Origin of the sequence: uncultured Mucilaginibacter sp., assembly GCF_937859865.1 — a bacterium.
In the GTDB taxonomy this organism is placed as follows: domain Bacteria; phylum Bacteroidota; class Bacteroidia; order Sphingobacteriales; family Sphingobacteriaceae; genus Mucilaginibacter_A.
This window is the reverse complement of sequence record NZ_CALMAT010000003.1, coordinates 35,557-53,432: the sequence shown is the minus strand read 5'-3', so window position 1 is coordinate 53,432 and position 17,876 is coordinate 35,557. Positions and strand designations below refer to the sequence as shown.

General features: G+C 40.3%; 19 protein-coding genes. 10 read left to right on the top strand and 9 right to left on the bottom strand.

Features of this window, described 5'->3' with window-relative positions; all coding sequences use genetic code 11:
* Window positions 1-246: 246 nt before the first annotated feature.
* The 8 genes from dnaE (at window position 247) to Q0192_RS00280 (ending at window position 6,699) form a co-directional block, all read left to right on the top strand.
* Window positions 247-3,831 carry a DNA polymerase III subunit alpha gene (dnaE, locus tag Q0192_RS00310; RefSeq protein ID WP_299284345.1) on the top strand — a complete coding sequence of 1,195 codons (3,585 nt, stop codon included), beginning with the start codon at window positions 247-249 and terminating at the stop codon, window positions 3,829-3,831.
* Between the two features lie 23 nt (window positions 3,832-3,854).
* Window positions 3,855-4,241 (top strand): hypothetical protein, encoded by a 387-nt coding sequence (locus tag Q0192_RS00305; protein ID WP_299284342.1) that lies wholly within the window; start codon window positions 3,855-3,857, stop codon window positions 4,239-4,241.
* A complete protein-coding gene (locus Q0192_RS00300) occupies window positions 4,242-4,439 on the top strand; it encodes a type II toxin-antitoxin system PemK/MazF family toxin (protein ID WP_299284339.1) in 198 nt (65 codons plus the stop codon).
* Window positions 4,402-4,602, top strand: a complete 201-nt coding sequence (locus Q0192_RS18690; protein WP_366518123.1) for a type II toxin-antitoxin system PemK/MazF family toxin — start codon at window positions 4,402-4,404, stop codon at window positions 4,600-4,602. The genes Q0192_RS00300 and Q0192_RS18690 overlap by 38 nt, the downstream gene beginning before the upstream one ends.
* A gap of 103 nt (window positions 4,603-4,705) precedes the next feature.
* Complete coding sequence (gene trxA / locus Q0192_RS00295) at window positions 4,706-5,026, top strand: thioredoxin (protein ID WP_299284336.1); 321 nt, start codon at window positions 4,706-4,708, stop codon at window positions 5,024-5,026.
* A gap of 56 nt (window positions 5,027-5,082) precedes the next feature.
* Entirely contained in the window at window positions 5,083-5,394 is a 312-nt protein-coding gene (locus Q0192_RS00290; RefSeq protein ID WP_299284333.1) for a hypothetical protein, read from the top strand.
* Window positions 5,384-5,632 (top strand): hypothetical protein, encoded by a 249-nt coding sequence (locus Q0192_RS00285; protein WP_299284330.1) that lies wholly within the window; start codon window positions 5,384-5,386, stop codon window positions 5,630-5,632. The genes Q0192_RS00290 and Q0192_RS00285 overlap by 11 nt, the downstream gene beginning before the upstream one ends.
* A 143-nt stretch (window positions 5,633-5,775) precedes the next feature.
* Window positions 5,776-6,699 (top strand): DUF58 domain-containing protein, encoded by a 924-nt coding sequence (locus tag Q0192_RS00280; protein ID WP_299284327.1) that lies wholly within the window; start codon window positions 5,776-5,778, stop codon window positions 6,697-6,699.
* Between the two features lie 28 nt (window positions 6,700-6,727).
* Here Q0192_RS00280 and Q0192_RS00275 read toward each other — a convergent pair whose 3' ends face one another.
* The 4 genes from Q0192_RS00275 to Q0192_RS00260 all read right to left on the bottom strand — a co-directional run bounded on the left by Q0192_RS00275 (window position 6,728) and on the right by Q0192_RS00260 (window position 9,838).
* Window positions 6,728-7,915: an aspartate aminotransferase family protein gene (locus tag Q0192_RS00275; protein WP_299284324.1), complete on the bottom strand. Its 1,188-nt coding sequence runs from the start codon at window positions 7,913-7,915 to the stop codon at window positions 6,728-6,730.
* A gap of 63 nt (window positions 7,916-7,978) precedes the next feature.
* On the bottom strand, window positions 7,979-8,479 hold the full coding sequence (locus Q0192_RS00270; RefSeq protein WP_299284321.1) for a hypothetical protein: 501 nt from the start codon (window positions 8,477-8,479) through the stop codon (window positions 7,979-7,981).
* 31 nt (window positions 8,480-8,510) lie between these two features.
* Complete coding sequence (locus Q0192_RS00265; protein WP_299284318.1) at window positions 8,511-9,233, bottom strand: hypothetical protein; 723 nt, start codon at window positions 9,231-9,233, stop codon at window positions 8,511-8,513.
* A 50-nt stretch (window positions 9,234-9,283) separates the two neighbouring features.
* A complete protein-coding gene (locus Q0192_RS00260) occupies window positions 9,284-9,838 on the bottom strand; it encodes a sigma-70 family RNA polymerase sigma factor (protein ID WP_299284315.1) in 555 nt (184 codons plus the stop codon).
* 168 nt (window positions 9,839-10,006) lie between these two features.
* Between Q0192_RS00260 and Q0192_RS00255 the strand changes: the two genes are divergently transcribed.
* On the top strand, window positions 10,007-10,420 hold the full coding sequence (locus Q0192_RS00255) for an EamA family transporter (RefSeq protein ID WP_299284312.1): 414 nt from the start codon (window positions 10,007-10,009) through the stop codon (window positions 10,418-10,420).
* 2 nt (window positions 10,421-10,422) lie between these two features.
* Here Q0192_RS00255 and bcp read toward each other — a convergent pair whose 3' ends face one another.
* From bcp to Q0192_RS00235, 4 genes are all read right to left on the bottom strand, one after another.
* Entirely contained in the window at window positions 10,423-10,896 is a 474-nt protein-coding gene (gene bcp, locus Q0192_RS00250; RefSeq protein WP_299284309.1) for a thioredoxin-dependent thiol peroxidase, read from the bottom strand.
* A gap of 17 nt (window positions 10,897-10,913) precedes the next feature.
* A complete protein-coding gene (locus tag Q0192_RS00245) occupies window positions 10,914-12,617 on the bottom strand; it encodes a M23 family metallopeptidase (RefSeq protein ID WP_299284306.1) in 1,704 nt (567 codons plus the stop codon).
* Window positions 12,618-12,654: 37 nt separating this feature from the next.
* The gene (locus tag Q0192_RS00240; protein ID WP_299284304.1) at window positions 12,655-13,266 is read right to left on the bottom strand and encodes a fumarylacetoacetate hydrolase family protein; all 612 of its coding nucleotides are present in this window, start codon (window positions 13,264-13,266) and stop codon (window positions 12,655-12,657) included.
* A gap of 80 nt (window positions 13,267-13,346) precedes the next feature.
* A complete protein-coding gene (locus Q0192_RS00235; protein WP_299284301.1) occupies window positions 13,347-13,859 on the bottom strand; it encodes a T9SS type A sorting domain-containing protein in 513 nt (170 codons plus the stop codon).
* 189 nt (window positions 13,860-14,048) lie between these two features.
* Here Q0192_RS00235 and Q0192_RS00230 point away from each other — a divergent pair, with 189 nt between their 5' ends.
* Entirely contained in the window at window positions 14,049-15,989 is a 1,941-nt protein-coding gene (locus tag Q0192_RS00230) for a KUP/HAK/KT family potassium transporter (protein ID WP_299284298.1), read from the top strand.
* 130 nt (window positions 15,990-16,119) lie between these two features.
* On the opposite strand, the gene Q0192_RS00225 is transcribed toward Q0192_RS00230, so the two are convergent.
* Complete coding sequence (locus Q0192_RS00225; RefSeq protein ID WP_299284295.1) at window positions 16,120-17,826, bottom strand: amino acid permease; 1,707 nt, start codon at window positions 17,824-17,826, stop codon at window positions 16,120-16,122.
* Between the last annotated feature and the right edge of the window lie 50 nt (window positions 17,827-17,876).

Below are 17,876 nucleotides of genomic sequence, written 5' to 3'. Positions count from 1 at the left end.
CCTGTTTATAATTTACTTGTTGAAGTTTCCATGCTTCTTTTATCGGCTAAAAATTGGTGAGCGTCCAGTTTCTGGTTTGTTTAGGCTGGTGCCTGCACCAATTTTTATAGGGTAAAAGAAGCATTAACATTTCTTCTGGTATAAACCTAAACGGGCCCTGAACATAATTGTCATTTTTTGGGTCGCTTTTCCACATTTTATTATCGCAAATATAGTTTTTGTAAATTTGCATTAGATACTTCTTTTATGCCTGATTTTTCTCATTTACACGTTCACACCCAGTTTTCTTTGCTGGATGGCGCCGCGGATGTTACCAAACTTTTTAAAAAAGCTGCTGCCGATGGCATGAAAGCCATGGCGATAACCGATCATGGAAATATGTTCGGCGTTTTCAAATTTGTTGCCGAAGCTGCCAAACACAATGTTAAACCTATTGTGGGCTGCGAGTTCTATGTTGTGGATGACCGCCATAAAAAACAATTTACAAAAGACAAAAAAGACGTACGCTGCCACCAGTTATTACTTGCCAAAAATGCCGAAGGTTACAAAAACCTTATCAAATTGTGTTCCCTTGGCTACATGGAAGGCTTGTACAGCAAGTGGCCGCGCATTGATAAAGAATTGATCCTAAAATACCACAAAGGTTTAATCGCCACCACTTGTTGTATCGGTGCATCTGTTCCGCAAGCGATTTTGAAAAACAGCGAGGCCGAAGCAGAAGCCGAATTTAAATGGTGGCTGGATTTATTTGGCGAGGATTATTACATCGAACTGCAGCGACATGACATTCCGGAACAGATCAAGATCAACAACGTACTTACTTCCTTCGCTAAAAAACATGCGGTAAAAGTAATATGCTCCAACGATTCGCATTATGTGGATCAGCAGGATGCCAATGCACATGATATTTTATTGTGCGTAAATACCGGCGATATGCAAAGCACGCCGATTGCCACGGATGAAGAAGGCGGAAAAGGCTATCGTTTTGGTTTCCCCAACGATCAGTTTTATTTCAAATCCCAAGCGGAGATGGGACAACTTTTTCATGATGTTCCCGAATCGTTGGATAACACCAACGAAATTGTAGATAAAGTAGAAACGCTGAAACTAAAGCGTGATATTTTGTTGCCGAATTTCCCGGTTCCGCCGGAATTTAAAATCCATCATGGCGCAGAAGCGGATGTGTTAAACCAGTGGGAATACCTGAAAGATTTAACTTTTAAAGGCGCGAAAGAACGTTACCACGAAATCGGCACAGAAGTACAGGAACGGTTGGATTTCGAGTTGTTCACGATCAAAACGATGGGTTTTGCCGGATACTTTTTAATCGTGGCCGATTTTATCAAAGCTGGCCGGAATTTGGGCGTTTTTGTTGGTCCGGGCCGTGGTTCGGCGGCCGGTTCTGCGGTGGCTTATTGCATCGGTATTACCAATATTGATCCGATTAAATACAATCTGTTGTTCGAGCGTTTCCTCAACCCGGACCGTAAATCCATGCCCGATATTGATACGGATTTTGACGATGAAGGCCGCCAAAAAGTGATTGATTATGTGGTTGATAAATACGGACAAAATCAGGTTGCGCAAATTATCACTTATGGCTCGATGGCGGCACGAACCAGCATTCAGGATGTTGGGCGCGCTTTAAACATGCCGTTATCCGAAGTAAATACGATTAAAAAGTTAGTGCCCGAAACACTTGGCATCACGCTTAAAAAAGCAATCGAACAGGTTCCAGAATTGCAGGAAATACTTCGAGGGAACGACCTCAAATCTAAGGTGCTAAAAGAAGCAGAGAAGCTGGAAGGTTCGGTCAGGAACACGGGCGTTCATGCGGCAGGGATTATCATCGCGCCGGAAGACCTGACCAATATTTTGCCGGTTGCCACTTCCAAAGAATCAACCTTGCTGGTTACACAGTTTGACGGAAAAGTGGTGGAAGATGCAGGCGTTATCAAAATGGATTTTTTAGGGCTAAAAACACTAACGATCCTGAAAGATGCGCTGCGGATGATCAAACTGAACCACCACATTGATATTTCGATTGATGAGATTCCTTTGGATGATGCCAAAACCTACGAGTTGTATCAGGAAGGAAAAACCAACGGCACTTTTCAGTTTGAAAGCGACGGGATGCAAATGTACATGCGAGAACTGAAGCCCGATAAGTTTGAGGATTTGATTGCCATGAACGCGCTTTACCGTCCGGGACCGATGGAATATATTCCGAATTTTATTAAACGGAAGCACGGTTTGGAGCCAATCAGTTACGATTTGCCCGATATGGAAGAGTATTTGGCTGAAACTTACGGCATCACGGTTTACCAAGAACAGGTGATGCTTTTATCGCAAAAGTTGGCCGGTTTTAGCAAAGGCGATGCCGACGTTTTGCGTAAAGCGATGGGCAAAAAGCAGATCGAGATCCTGAACAAAATGGAAGCGCAATTTACCGAAGGTGCAACGGCAAAAGGTCATCCTAAAGATAAGCTCACCAAAATCTGGAACGACTGGAAGGCATTTGCACAGTATGCTTTCAATAAATCGCATTCTACCTGCTACGCTTTTGTGGCTTATCAAACGGCTTATTTAAAGGCGCATTATCCAGCCGAATACATGGCCGCGGTTTTAAATAACCAAAACAACATTGAAAAGATCACCTTTTTTATGGACGAATGCCGGCAAATGGGTATTCCGGTTTTGGGTCCGGATGTGAACGAATCTTTCAATACTTTCACTGTAAACCAGAAAGGCGAAATCCGTTTTGGGTTGGCCGGTATAAAAGGCGTAGGCGAAAAAGCGGTGGAAAGTATCATTGAAGAACGTGATGCCAATGGCCCGTACCGAACCATTTATGATTTTGCCCGTCGTTCTAACACGCGTTCTGTCAACAAAAAATCTTGCGAAAATTTAGTTTACAGCGGGGCTTTTGATAGTTTCGGTTTAAAACGTTCCCAATTTTTTTTAAAGACCGAAAACGGCATTTTGACGGGTTTGGAACGGCTGATCAAATACGGCAACGATTACCAGAACATGCAAAGCAGTTCGCAGGTTTCGTTGTTTGGTGGCTCCAATGCTTCTTTTATACCCGAACCTTCGATGCCCGACGGCGAGGAATATCCGCTGATTGAGAAGTTGAAATACGAAAAAGATTTGATCGGCATTTATTTAACCGGCCATCCGCTGGATAATTACAAGTTCGAGTTGGAGAAGTTTTGCAACGCTACGGTAAAGGATTTAAAGCTGATCCAGCAAATGAAGAACCGCGAAGGCGGCGATGAAGTTATTGCTGCTTTTAACGAGTTAAAACGAAAAGCTGATCTTTGCGTTGGCGGATTGTTGTCCAACGTTCAGCATAAAATGACTAAAACTGGAAATCCTTTCGGCACTTTTGTGTTAGAAGATTACAACGATTCGTACGAGTTTGCTTTGTTTGGCGAGGATTACATCAAGTTTAAAAACCTGATGTTCGACGGTTATTTTTTGCAAATTAGAGGAACCATTGAAGAGAAATTCAGGCAAAAAGACAATTGGGATTTGCGGATTTCGCAGATGGTTTTGCTTTCAGAATTGCGCGACAAGTTAACCAAATCAATCACGATTAGCCTAAATTTAAACGAACTGTCTGACCAATTGCTAAACGATTTGCAAGGTTTGGTAGAAGCCAATAATCAAAAATATGCAGTAAAAAATTGCATGTTGCGTTTTCAGGTGAAAGATAAGGAAGAAGCAATTGCGATTGAAATGCCTTCAAGAAATTTTAAGGTAAATCCTGCTGATGAATTTATTGATAGTGTTAAAGAATTGACTAAAAATCAACCTCAATTAAATTAGTAATTGTTTTTTAAATAGTTTGTATGAAAGTTGAAAGAACAATAGAATTAGGCAATGGACATAAAATAGAGTTTGGAAAAGCAACTTGGAATGAAAATGCTGTTTCGTTAAAAAATAGTTATCCAACTTCAAATGGTGGGTTTAGTCCAAGTAGTTCCAGTGAAATTCCAATTGAGGATATTAAAGTTATCGTGAAGGAAAGTGTTAAAAATGGATATATTCCAAATCCTGAATTAATTGAGATTGCGGAATTGTGCATAGCAGCGTTAAAACAAAATCAAAAAAACGAGAAAAAATTGACCAAGGTTGAAAAAATTAATTTTATGAAACAAGCGGCATCTGATCCTTTATATTTAAATGATGTTAAAGAAATAAGTGATGATTTTGAAGCAATAGATTTCGAAATATAAATGTTTAAGCGTTGGTCTATTTACAGAGCTAATCTCGATCCGGTAGTTGGCTCAGAGCAAGGAAAATCAAGGCCGGTTTTGATTATTAGTGAAAATTCGGTAAATGAAGGTCTAAACATTGTAAACGTCATTCCTTTAACCAGCCGAAAACCTAACAGAAATATTTATCCTAACGAAGCAAACGTTAGCTGGTGGTAATTACGGTTTAGTTAATGAGTCTATAGTTCTTTGCCATCAGATTCGAGCCGTAGATAAAAAGCGTTTGTCTGGATTTTATGGTGAAATAACCGATCAAGAAAAACAAAAAGAAATTATTGAAGCTTTGTGCTTTCAGTTAGGAATTTTACCTGACGAGGAGTAGCATTTCAATTTAATAGTTTATAAAATGTCAACTTGTCATAACGGGAACGTGGCAAGTAAATTGATTATCTATATTTGTTAGAACATTATTAAACATAAATATTATGGCTTTAGAAATCACAGATGCCAACTTCGATGAAGTTGTGTTAAAATCAGATAAACCCGTTTTGGTTGACTTTTGGGCAGAATGGTGCGGACCGTGCCGTATGGTTGGACCGGTAGTTGAAGAAATTTCAAAAGACTTTGGCGATAAAGCCGTAGTTGGAAAAGTAAACGTAGATAACAACCCGGGCATTTCCATGAAATTTGGCATTCGTAACATCCCGGCTTTGTTGTTTTTTAAGAACGGCGAAATTGTGGACAAGCAAATTGGTGCTGTTCCAAAATCTGTTTTAGCAGACAAACTGAACAAACAATTGGTATAATACTTCTTTTATCATATAAAAAACCTGGCTTATATAAGCCGGGTTTTTTTGTGGGGTTGATTTTTGAAGATGCTTCTTTTAGCATATCTATTTCAGCAGAAAAATTAATTAAATTTGTGATTATGACAACGTTCACAATCAACACAGAAGATAAAAAATCTGAAAAAGCGCTGAAAGCAATTTTGAAAGCATTGGATATAGATTACCATGTTCAAAGTTCGGGCGATGCTGTAAGTAAACCAAGGCCATTGAACAAAAAGGAAAAGCAAATTTTTGAGTCTTTAAAAGGTTCCCTTACAGACATTAAAAGATGGGAAAGAGGTGAAATCGAACTTAAGAACGCAAGAGACCTTTTAAATGAACTTTGAAGTAAAGTACACGCTTGATTTTGATCACTCTTTAAAAAGGATTGCTAAGAAGCATAAGGGTATTCGGGACGATATTTTAGAATTAATCAATCAGCTCGAACGAGAGCCACGAACAGGCATTCAAGTCCGAACTAATTTGTATAAAATCAGGTTAAATATCTCAAGTTCAAATAAAGGAAAAAGTGGAGGTGCAAGGGTTGTTACTTATGTTTATAATACCAAGGAAATAGTTTTTTAGCAGAGATATACCTTAAATCCGAGTTTGAAACATTTGATGAGCAAGCGATAATTGAAAGGTTAAGGGATCAAGGCTTTATACAATGAATACTTTTTTATTAGGTTAAATTCAGATTGACAAATTGAAATTGTTAGCTTTATACAATGAGTAACGCTTTAAGCCTCAACCAGGAAATCCAACAATTTGCCAACCTCGAACTGCTGGCCAAGCAAGTGGTAGAAGGTTTTATAACCGGTTTGCACCAAAGTCCGTTTCATGGGTTCTCAGTGGAATTTGCTGAGCATCGCGCTTATAACAATGGCGAATCGGTGCGCAATGTGGATTGGAAACTGATGGCCAGAACCGATAAATTGTTTGTGAAACAGTTTGAAGAAGAAACCAACCTCCGCTGTTTTTTAGTTTTGGATACTTCTTCCAGCATGAACTTTCCAGAAAAAGGTTTAAGCAAGTTGGAATTTGGCGTTTATGCTGCAGCTTCTTTAATGTATCTGTTTAAAAAACAGCGCGACGCTTTTGGTTTGTGTTTGTTTTCTGGTGAAGTCAATTTTATCAGTCCGGCCAAATCAACTTCGGCGCATCTTTTTTACCTTTTTGCGCAATTGGAAAAAGTTTTGCAGGATAAAAAGAGCAAACAAGCTACCGAAATTTCAACCGTTTTGCATCAACTGGCCGGTCAGGTTCACAAACGTTCGTTGATTGTTATTTTTAGTGATATGCTGGAAAATGCGTTGGACGAACAAAAATCGGCTAACTTGTTTGCAGCCTTGCAACATTTAAAACACAGCAAACACGAGGTCGTGATCTTTAACATTTCCGATCATCAAAAAGAGTTGGAGTTTAATTTTGAAAACCGGCCGTATCATTTTGTGGATTTGGAAAGCGGTGCTGAAATGAAAATTCATCCCAACGAAATCCGTGAAGGTTACCGTTCAGCTTTAAATAAATACCGCCATAATTTGGAGTTGAAGTGCGCGCAATATCACATTGATTTGGTGGATGCGAATTTGCACGACGGTTATGATCAAGTTTTAAAAGCATATTTAATCAAAAGGAACAAAATGGCGTGATACTGTTTTTATCGGCATAAAAACAGTATCAAGAGCAAAATTCAATTGCTTCCAAAATTACTTTACAAGCCTTTTCGATCTCTTCCAAAGTAATAATCAGCGGCGGAGCAATGCGCAAAGCGGTTTCGCAATGTAAAAACCAATCTACAATCACACCGTTTTCTATACACCGTTTGCTGACATTTTCTACTTGTGCAAAACTGCTGAGTTGAATGGAAAGCATTAAACCTTTTCCTCTAATTTCTTTGATTTCGTAATGTTGAAGCAATTTTCGGAACAAGTTTTCTTTTTCCGGAACGGTTTTCATTAAATCTTCTTCCAAAATTACTTCTAGCGAAGCTAAACCAGCCGCGCAGCAAACTGGATGGCCGCCAAAAGTAGTAATGTGACCTAAAATTGGGTTTTCTTTCAACGCATCCATGATGTGTTTTGGTGCGATAAAAGCGCCCAAAGGCATACCGCCACCGAATGCTTTTGCAGTCAGCAAAATATCAGGAACGATGTTGAAATGCTCAAAAGCAAACAGTTTCCCTGTTCGGCCCAAACCGCTTTGTATCTCGTCCATAATTAATAACGTGCCGGTTTGCCAACATTTATGCCGTAAAAGAAGCATGTAATCCAAATCAGGAACGCGCACTCCAGCTTCTCCCTGAATCGTTTCTATAATGACGGCCGCGGTTTCCGTTGTAATTTGTGCTAAATCTTGTTGTTGGTTAAAGTTGATGAATTTAACTCCCGGAAGTAACGGGCGATAAGCTTGCTTAAATTCTTCATTTCCCATCAAACTCAACGCACCTTGCGAACTGCCGTGATAGCTGTTTTTATAGGCAATAATTTCGTGTCGGCCAGTAAAACGTTTAGCTAATTTCATGGCGCCTTCGGTTGCTTCCGTGCCCGAGTTAACAAAGTAAACCGAGTTGAGCGTTTGCGGCAGGAGCGAGGTGATTTTTTGCGCCAGCTTTACCTGCGGCGTTTGCACAAACTCGCCGTAAACACTCAAATGCATATACAAATCAACCTGGTTTTTAATGGCTTGTACCACTTCCGGATGACGGTGGCCAGTGTTGCTTACGGCAAAACCTGAAACCAAATCCATGTACGCTTTGCCTTCGCCGTCGTACAGATACAGTCCTTCGGCTCGCTCAATTTCTAATAATCGTGGTGAGTTGGAGGTTTGGGCAACATTCAGCAAAAAAAGCTGTTTTTGGGTGAGCATGTGCAAAAATACAAAAGGCTTTTAACAAGTGTTAAAAGCCTTTTACCTATGTTTTAGTAAAGTTTAATTCCCATCGTTGCCTTTTTGATATTTCAGCCTTTTGATCATTTCCTCATTAAAAGAGCGTTCGCTTTTATAAAATTGCGCCAGTTTATCCGAAGGCAAAATCCGGGCAAATTCATCTTTGTAATGTTTTTTAATGTTTAAAATCTTAGAGTCGTAATCTAAGTTATCGTTCACAATGTCTTGCGGGTTTTTGCTCGAATTGAGCATGTTTTGACGTTTTTGGTGCAAAACCACGTTCAGTTCGTTTTGATATTGGTTATACACCGGCCAAAATTTATCTGCTTCATCAGAAGAAAGGTGCAAATTATCCGAAATATAATCCATTTTAATGGATTGTATCTTGTGCATGCCGACCGAATTATCAATATTACTGTTGCTGAAATTGCTCCTCACGTCCTGGTTGCCACGGGAAGGAACACGGAAGTTTTGTGCATGGCTCCATTCGGTTTTGCCAAACAAAAGCAGCAACAAAAGGCCGGTGCCGTATATTTTGATCATTGTTAAATTTCTTGAATTCATAACACAACTTTTAAAAGTTGTTGGTCTCGTTGCTGTCGATACCCGTTTGGTCGTTTTTAATATCTGATAACCCAGCATCAGAAGTACTGTTTTCTAAAATAATGTGATTATCGTAAGTATCGGCATTAATTTTTAAATAATTTTCGATATCCGCATCCGGCAAATTAGAAAGCTGGGTTTGTATGTTGTGAGCCGCCTGGTATTGTTTTACATAAAAGCCCGTTGCCACTGCCACTGCAATACAAGCCGCCGTCGCATATTTCCAAGCGGCGCGGGTAAACAGGTTGCGTACTTTTGCTGCCGGTTGCAATGCTTCTTTTATGCCTGTTTTTTCGGTGATCCGGTTTGACAAATCATTAAAATAATTATCAGGAACGGTAAAACCGCTCCCCAATGCTGCATATTCGTTTATTTTGATACGGGCAGCAATAACGCTTTGCTGCTCGTCAAAAAACGCATCTGATTTTGCAGCCATCGGGTTTGCAGCGCGCATTTCTTCCAATTTAACAACCGAAAGAATTTGCCCCTGCATATTTTCAAAATAACCATCCGGAACCGTAAAACCGGCAGACGAGGTTTTTTGCTTCAGCCCATCTGCATAAATAGCCGAATGGATATGTTCCTGCTGTTCCTCGAAAAAATGATCGGGGACCAGGAACGGGTTTTTCCTGCTTTGTGCTTTTAAAGCAGGAGAATCGTTTAACCAGTCCATATTTTCAGTATTATCACTCATCACACAAGGATAGAATCAGTTTCTTTGAAAAGGTTTAAAATAGTTTTCGATTAATCTTCTGCCAGCAAATAAGCTTCAATCTTTTTAACGGCCAAATGAAAAGAAGATTTTAAAGCGCCAACGCTGGTACCCAAAACCTCCGACATTTCTTCGTATTTCATCTCGTCAAAGTACTTCAAATTAAATACCAACCTTTGTTTTTCAGGCAGAGTAAGTATGGCTTGCTGCAATTTTCGCTGCGCTTTATCGCCGTCAAAATAAGCAGATTCGGTCAGCGATTCTGATAGTTCGTAAGCCACGTCATCAAAAGAAATATTATTTTTGAGTTTTTTACGGTTCAAAAATGTGATGCACTCGTTGGTGGCAATGCGGTACATCCAAGTATAAAGCTGCGCATCGTTGCGAAAGCCAAGCAGGTTTTTCCAAACTTTTACAAAAATTTCCTGCACCAAATCGTCTGCATCGTCATGGTCAATCACCATACGGCGTACGTGCCAGTATATTTTTTGCTGATATTTTTTCAGCAACAGATTAAAAGCCTCATTGCGTGTTTTTTCGTTTTGAAACTTTTCGAGTATCTCGGTATCTTCAATCTGTGTGGACATCTAACAATTATGTTTGGTTTATCGGATTTTATTAAACAAACTTAACCTTTTATACCCTTAATTATTATTTGATTAAGAATAATATCGGCACAACTTTACATCATTCAAAACAAACTGCTTCATTTTTAGGTGTTAAAAGAAGTATCAAACAACAAAAAAATATAAACTATGTGGTGGATCTACGCCTTACTTTCCGCAGTTTTTGCAGCCTTGACAGCTATTTTTGCCAAGATCGGGATTAAAAATGTTAATTCTGATTTGGCAACCGCTATCCGTACCGTTGTGATTTTGTTTATTGCCTGGGGCATTGTTTTGTTTAAAGGAAGCGCAAAACAAGCGCAACAACTAACGCCGCACAACTGGGTTTTCCTGCTGCTTTCGGGCTGTGCAACCGGCCTGTCCTGGATTTTTTACTTTAAAGCGTTGCAACTGGGCGAAGTATCGCAAGTGGCGCCGGTTGATAAATTAAGCGTGGCATTGGCCATTTTGCTTTCAGCCATATTTTTGGGCGAACCATTGACCACAAAAACATTGCTTGGTGCCGGGCTAATTATCGGCGGAACATTTGTATTGATTTTTTAAAGCTAAGCCAGCAAATCCAACACTTGCTGTGAAGAGTTTTTGGTATCTACTTTTTCAATAATTTTTTGGATGATGCTGTTTTTATCAATCAAAAAAGTAGTCCGTGCGGTGCCCATATACAATTTTCCATACATGTTTTTCTCTACCCAAACGCCGTAGCTTTCCACAATTTTATGGTCCGTATCAGCAATCAACGGAAAAGGCAAACTGTATTTGTTTTCAAACTTTTTGTGTGCTTTCTCATCGTCCGTACTCACGCCAACTACATTATAACCTTGCTGCAACAACGATTCGTAATTATCGCGAAAACTGCAAGCTTCGGCCGTGCAGCCCGGCGTATCGTCTTTTGGATAAAAGTACAAGATCAACGTTTTGTCCAAAAAACCGGTTAACGAAACGGTTTTTCCATTTTGGTCTTTTGCGGTAAAATCCGGTGCTTTGTTGCCTTCTTTTAAAACCGTGTTTTTGGTTGCCATAATTTCAAATGCTTCTTTTATCGGTAAAAATTTAGTGTCAGCTTTTTCAAATTGTCTTTCATATCAACCGCAATTAGATCCAATTTGTGTTTCCCGGAAGGACAATGTTCATCAAAAAAATAGCGGAACAGTTTCGATTTGTAATCGTGTTCCAGTAAAACCCATTGACCATCTAAGTAAGCATTATAACTTTTAATCCCGGATAAATTATCGCCAATTCTGAAACTTAGGTTCGTGCTTCCCGCCATGTTTTTCCCTTCGGTGATGTTGACGGGCGAAATCGTTGGCGCGATGGTATCCAAAGCAACATAATAATCGCCAAAGCTGCGTACGTTGGCTTTAACAAAACCATCCTGAAAAACGCTGGGCTGCGCGCCTCCGCCGGTATTTACAATCACTGCTTTGTTGGTATTAGTTCCTAAAGAAACATCCGGTTTTATCCATAATTCAAAACTATCGTGCAACGGTGTAAAACGGTTATGGATACGATGGACCGCAGAATAACCAGTAGCTTTTTTGGACAAAGCGGCGTAAACAAAATCTAAATTATCGTACAAATCTCCGGCAGGAAGAACAACTTTAACCTGATCGGTAGAAAAAGTATTTGGCTGGTCGTACTTAAAAAAAGTGCCTTTTGTTGAAATGGTTTCTGCTGATAGCGAAGGCGGCGAAGATTTTACCTGGAACTTAAGAACAGATGTGTTGCCGGCAATATCTTTAACTACATATTCCAAATCGTGGATGGCGTCATCGTTAAAATCAATCAAACCGCGGTTTTGGGTTCCGTTGTACAAACCGATCTGGTTGCCGGGGTCAATAAAGCTTTTTTGTATCCATCGGCCATAAGTTAAAAAAGCTGGATAATCAATATGCGAATTGATGGCATGTGTTTGATCAAAAGCAAAACGGTCAACCGTAAAAACAAAAACAGTTTTGCCATCGGCATTTAATTGGATCGAGTAAATGCCGTTGTGGTTCATCGAAGTGCTGTTCATATCGTTTGTGGTGATACCAAAAGCACATTGTCCGCTCAAACGGACGGGCGATGCTTCTTTTAGCCGGTAATTTCCTGCGCTGCCAACAACCGGAATAAACTGTTTGGCCGTATTCTCACTAAATGGTTTTCCATCGAGGTGATAAGCTGCAATGGCATAAATATTTGGCGAAACATGATCAGGAATAGTTAAGCCAAACAATTGAGGGTTGATGGTTTGTTCGGATTTTGTGTCCCTGATCTCGAAATGCAAATGCGGGCCGGCAGAAGCGCCAGCATTGCCCGACCAGGCAAAAACATCGCCTTTTTGCAATGGTGCCTGGTTTGGCTGAAGCACAAAATCGGCGTCCCAAACCTGGTTTTTGTATTGATAATCTTTGATGATCTTGGCCAACTCTGGCGTTAATCTTTCCAAATGCCCGTAAACCGAAGTAAAACCGTTTGGATGGTTGATGTAAACCGCCAAACCAAAACCGCCATACTGCACGCGCAGCCGAGAAACATAACCATCGGCAACGACATGGATTGGATAACCTGTACGTTGATTGGTTTTAAAATCCAATCCCGAATGAAAATGATTGGCCCGCAATTCGGCAAAAGAACCGGCCGTACTGGGCGGCAAATCCAAAGGATAACGAAAATAAGCTGGCGGATAACGGTAAATGCTTTGGGGAAAACTGCTGTTTTCAGTAAAAATTTGTGCTTTTAAATTCGTACAAAAACTCAATAAAAAACAAAAAACAGGTAGAAAATATCTTGGCATATCAGCGGACAAAAAAATCAAGCAGCTTCTCGTTTTCCAAGTAGCCTTCTAAATGATCGCCTGCTTTTACGCGCGAAACGCCTGCCGGGGTTCCGGTAAATATCAAATCGCCTTTTTTTAATGTAATGTATTGAGAAACAAACACAATGATCTGTTCGAAAGAAAAAAGCAGGTCTTTTGTGTTTCCGGTTTGCCGCGTTTCCTGGTTCACATCCAAATGAAAACTGATCTGGTAAATATCCGGGAACTGGGTTTTCGGCACAAAATTGCTGATTGGTGCAGAATTGTCAAACCCTTTGGCCAATTCCCAGGGCAAGCCTTTTTCTTTGTGTTTTTGCTGAATGTCCCGGGCGGTAAAATCAATGCCCAGACCAATTTCATCATAATAAGTGGCGGCAAATTTTTCGCTGATATTTTTGCCTTCCTTGCTTACTTTCAGCACAATTTCTATTTCGTGGTGGATGTCTTCCGAAAAATCCGGATGGTAAAAAGGCTTATTGTCTTTTAAAATAGCGGTATCAGGTTTCAAAAAAATAACTGGTGCCGCAGGTATTGGGTTATTCAATTCTTTGGCGTGTTCGGCATAATTCCGGCCAATTGCGATGATTTTCATTCGGGTAATTTTTTTCAAAACTAAAAAATAAAAAAGCGCCACCGTTATAAAACAGTAGCGCTTTTGTTATAAAATAGCTGTTACAGTACAGAAATGCGCTTAATAACAGATTCTGTGCCTACGATCATTCGTACAAAATAAAAACCACTGGAAAGCCTGCTACTGATCTGGAAAGTATTTTTTTGCTCGCCGGCTTCTACACGTTGCGATAATAATGTCAACACCTCATTGCCCAAAACATCCATAATTTTGATGGAAACGGTGGTGTTTTTTCTGACGTTGTAAGTTAGGTTAAGCTTGTCCGTAATCGGGTTTGGGTAGATGCTGACATCCGAAAGCAGTTTTTCGTTTTCTACCTTGTCTGAGGTTTGTTTATTGGCAGTAGCCTGGTATTGAGTAGGTTTAATAGCAGGCAAAGTTACTTTTAAACCGTTTTTTAGATAAGATGTATGTTCAGTTTTGGTTTGAAATTTTGAAGGGATGCTGTCAAACTTAACTTTTGGCAAAACACTTTTTTGCCACACAAAACTCATTAACAGCACCGCAGTCAGCAATACAATGATAGGGCTTAAAATAGGGTAGTTGTGTTTCATGTATAAAAATCCTAACCAAAAGTATAGATTTACTAATGCACTAAAAATTACACCGATAAAAACAGTATTAATTTAACAATAATTAACATATATAAAAATGTCTAAATTCGTGCCATATTTAAAGCGGGCCTTGTATTATACTTATATATTCTGCACATGTTACATTATTGTTTGATTTACCCATAAAGCGTGAACCATAAAAATCTCCACAAGTTTTCTGCTGCCGGTTTTTTAATAAGTTTAGGGATTATATATGGTGATATTGGAACATCGCCTTTGTATGTTTTTACGGCCATTGTAAACAGTCAGCCCATTTCAAACATACTTATTTTAGGTGGAATGTCTTGCATTTTTTGGACACTTACCCTGCAAACTACTTTAAAATATGTCGTGATTACTTTACAAGCCGATAATAAAGGCGAAGGCGGCATTTTTTCCTTGTTTTCTTTGGTTCGAAAAAAAGCCAAATGGTTAATTGTACCAGCCGTAGTTGGTGGTTGCGCCTTGCTGGCCGATGGTATTATCACGCCGCCAATCACCATTTCTTCGGCCATACAAGGTTTGGATATTATTTACAAAGGGCTGCCCACTATTTATATTGTGGTTGCCATTATCACTGCTTTGTTTTTGATCCAGCAGTTTGGCACCTCTGTGGTGGGCAAGGCATTTGGGCCGATTATGGTTATTTGGTTTACCATGATGGCCGTGCTGGGTATTTCTTATATCATCCAGATGCCGGGCATTTTTAAAGCGCTTAACCCTTATTATGCCTATTTGCTTTTGGTACATAACCCTAACGCCTTTATTATTTTGGGCGCTGTGTTTTTGTGTACAACCGGTGCCGAAGCGCTTTATTCTGACCTGGGCCATACTGGCCGGGAAAATATCCGCGTAAGCTGGGTTTATGTTAAAACCTGTCTTGTTTTAAATTATCTGGGGCAGGCTGTCTGGTTGTTGCAGCACGAGAATTTAAAGTTGGGCACGCAAAACCCTTTTTATGAAATTATGCCTTCCTGGTTTTTGATTTTTGGCATTGGCATTGCCACAATGGCTGCTATTATTGCCAGCCAGGCCTTGATCTCCGGTTCGTTTACATTGATTTCAGAAGCGGTAAGGTTAAATTTATGGCCAAAGATCAAAATCAATTATCCCACTAACCAAAAAGGGCAATTGTATATTCCAAGCGTCAACTGGCTGCTTTGGGCTGGTTGTTTAACGGTTGTTGCCATTTTTAGGAGATCGGAAAGAATGGAATCGGCTTATGGTTTAAGCATCACCATTGCGATGCTGATGACCACCATATTAGTCTCCGTTTACCTAAAACGCAAAAAATATCCGAGTTACCTTGTTTATACTTTCTTTACCGTTTATGTATTGATCGAAGGGACATTTTTGGCTAGTAATTTAGCCAAGTTTGTTCATGGCGGCTGGTTTACGGTGATGATCGGGTTTTTGTTGTTTTCGGTGATGTGGGCCTGGCATTCGGCACGAAAAATCAGGAACCGGTATATCAAATTTGTGGAACTGAGCGATTATTACGAGATCATCAAAGAGTTGAGCGAAGACGAATCTGTACCGAAATTTGCATCGCAATTGGTTTATCTTACCAGTGCCAATTTTAGTTCCGAAATCGAATCCAAGATCATTTATTCCATTCTGCAAAAACAGCCAAAGCGTGCCGATATTTATTGGCTGGTGCATGTTGATGTGATGGACGAACCCCACATGTGCGATTACAAAGTAGAATTTTTGGTGCCGGGAAAATTGATCCGGATTGATTTTAAACTGGGTTTCCGGGTAGAGCAGCGCATCAATATTTTATTTAGAAAAGTGGTGGAAGATTTGGTTAAAAACGGAGAAGCCGACATTACCAGCAAATACATCTCGTTAAACCGGCACAAAATAGTAGGCGATTTCAGGTTTATCGTGTTGGAAAAAATCCTTTCCAGGTCGCACAACCTTTCTTTTTATGAGCAGTTCACAATGGAGTATTATTTGTTGTTGAAAGAACTGAGTTTATCCGAAGAACGCGGTTTCGGCCTCGATTTGAGTTTTGTAACGGTAGAAAAAGTTCCGCTTTTGCTGGCCGAAGCAGAACCTGTCAACATCAAAAGGATACAAATCCACTAACAAAAGCCGATGCTTCTTTTATCACACTAAAATTTGTGCGCTAAAAGAAGCATCGGCCAATACATTAAAAAAAATACGAATACTTCTTTTACCACACTAAAATTTGTGTGGTAAAAGAAGCATTGCCAATCTATGCTGCCGTGTTTAATTTGCTGTGCCGATAGCTGTACGTAAAATAAATAACCAAACCGATGACCAGCCAAATCAAAAACCGCAACCAGTTGGTGTAGCCCAGTTCGGTCATCAAATAAAAGCAGCTTATCAAACCTAAAACAGGTATCAGCGACAAATTTTTAAGAAACGACAAAACAGTGATGACGGCAGAAAGCCCGATAAACAGAAAATATGGTAATTTATCGTGATCGCCGGTGTAGTGGAACAGGGCGACAAATGGTTTCCACATCACCACCAAGCCAACCAAAAACAAAACCGGCACAATGTATTTGGAGTTGACATAAGGAATTTTGAACTTTTTATGTTCGCCTTCCGATGCTTTGTCTTCTTTTGGCAGCAGCAAAACGCCGCCGCAAACCAGCACAAAAGCAAACAAAGTACCGATGCTGGTTAGATCGGTTACTTCCGTCAAATTCAAAAACAAAGCCGGAACAGCTACCACAAAACCGGTAACTATCGTTGCAAAAGAAGGCGTTTGGTATTTTGGATGGATGCGCGAAAAAGCTTTCGGCAGCAAACCATCGCGGCTCATGCTCATCCAAATACGCGGCTGGCCCATCTGGAAAATCAGCAAAACACTTGCTGTGGCAATAACCGCACTGATGGAAATGACATAACTGATGTTTTTTAAACCGATGCGTGCGAAAACAAAAGCCAGCGGGTCTTCTACCTGCAACTCCTTGTAATTCACCATTCCGGTTAGCACCAGCGCAATTAAAATGTATAAAACGGTACAAATAATGAGCGAATAGATCATGCCGCGGGGCAAATCACGCTGCGGATTTTCGCATTCTTCGGCTGTTGTAGAAATCGCATCAAAACCAATATAAGCAAAAAACACGCCCGAAACGCCTTTCATCACACCAGCAAAACCATTGGGCATAAACGGGCTCCAGTTGACCGGTTTTACATAAAAAAAACCAAGAACAATGACGCCCAGAACCACGGCAATTTTCAGCATCACCATTGCATTGGTTGCTTTTTTGGTTTCCTTAATGCCGGTATAAACCAGCCAGGTGATGATGAAAACAATAAACAAAGCAGGAATATCCGCAATGATTTTTAAACTGCCAATTTGCGGCGCGCTGCTCCAAGCTGATGCTGCCAAACGTACGTTTTCATCAACCGCGCCGCCGCCTACTTTTAGTTTTTGCAACTGCTCAAACCCGCGAAAAGCCGACAAATAATCCATGGTTAAAAAGCCGGGAATATGGATGTGGAAACCTTCCATCAAATTGGTAAAATATTTGCTCCAGGAAATGGCCACCGCAATGTTTCCGATGGCGTATTCCATCAGCAAATCCCAACCGATGATCCAGGCAATCAGCTCGCCAAAAGAAGCATAAGCATACGTGTAGGCACTGCCCGAAACCGGTATCCGCGAAGCAAATTCGGCATAGCACAAAGCCGAAAAACCGCAGGTAACGGCCGTAATCACAAACAAAATTGAAACGCCCGGGCCGCCGTTGTAAGAAGCCACGCCGATGGTCGAAAAAATGCCTGCGCCAATAACGGCCGCAATGCCCATAAAGGTTAAATCTTTGGTACGCAGTACTTTATTTAATTTTCCTCCGCCGGCTGCGTGTTCACTGTCGCCATAACCGGAAGCAAGATCTTCCAATAATTTAGAAACTGATTTTTTGCGGAATATACTTTTGTTCATTTACCGTATTATTGCGTTTACACTTTGACCAAACTTATCAAAAAATAACT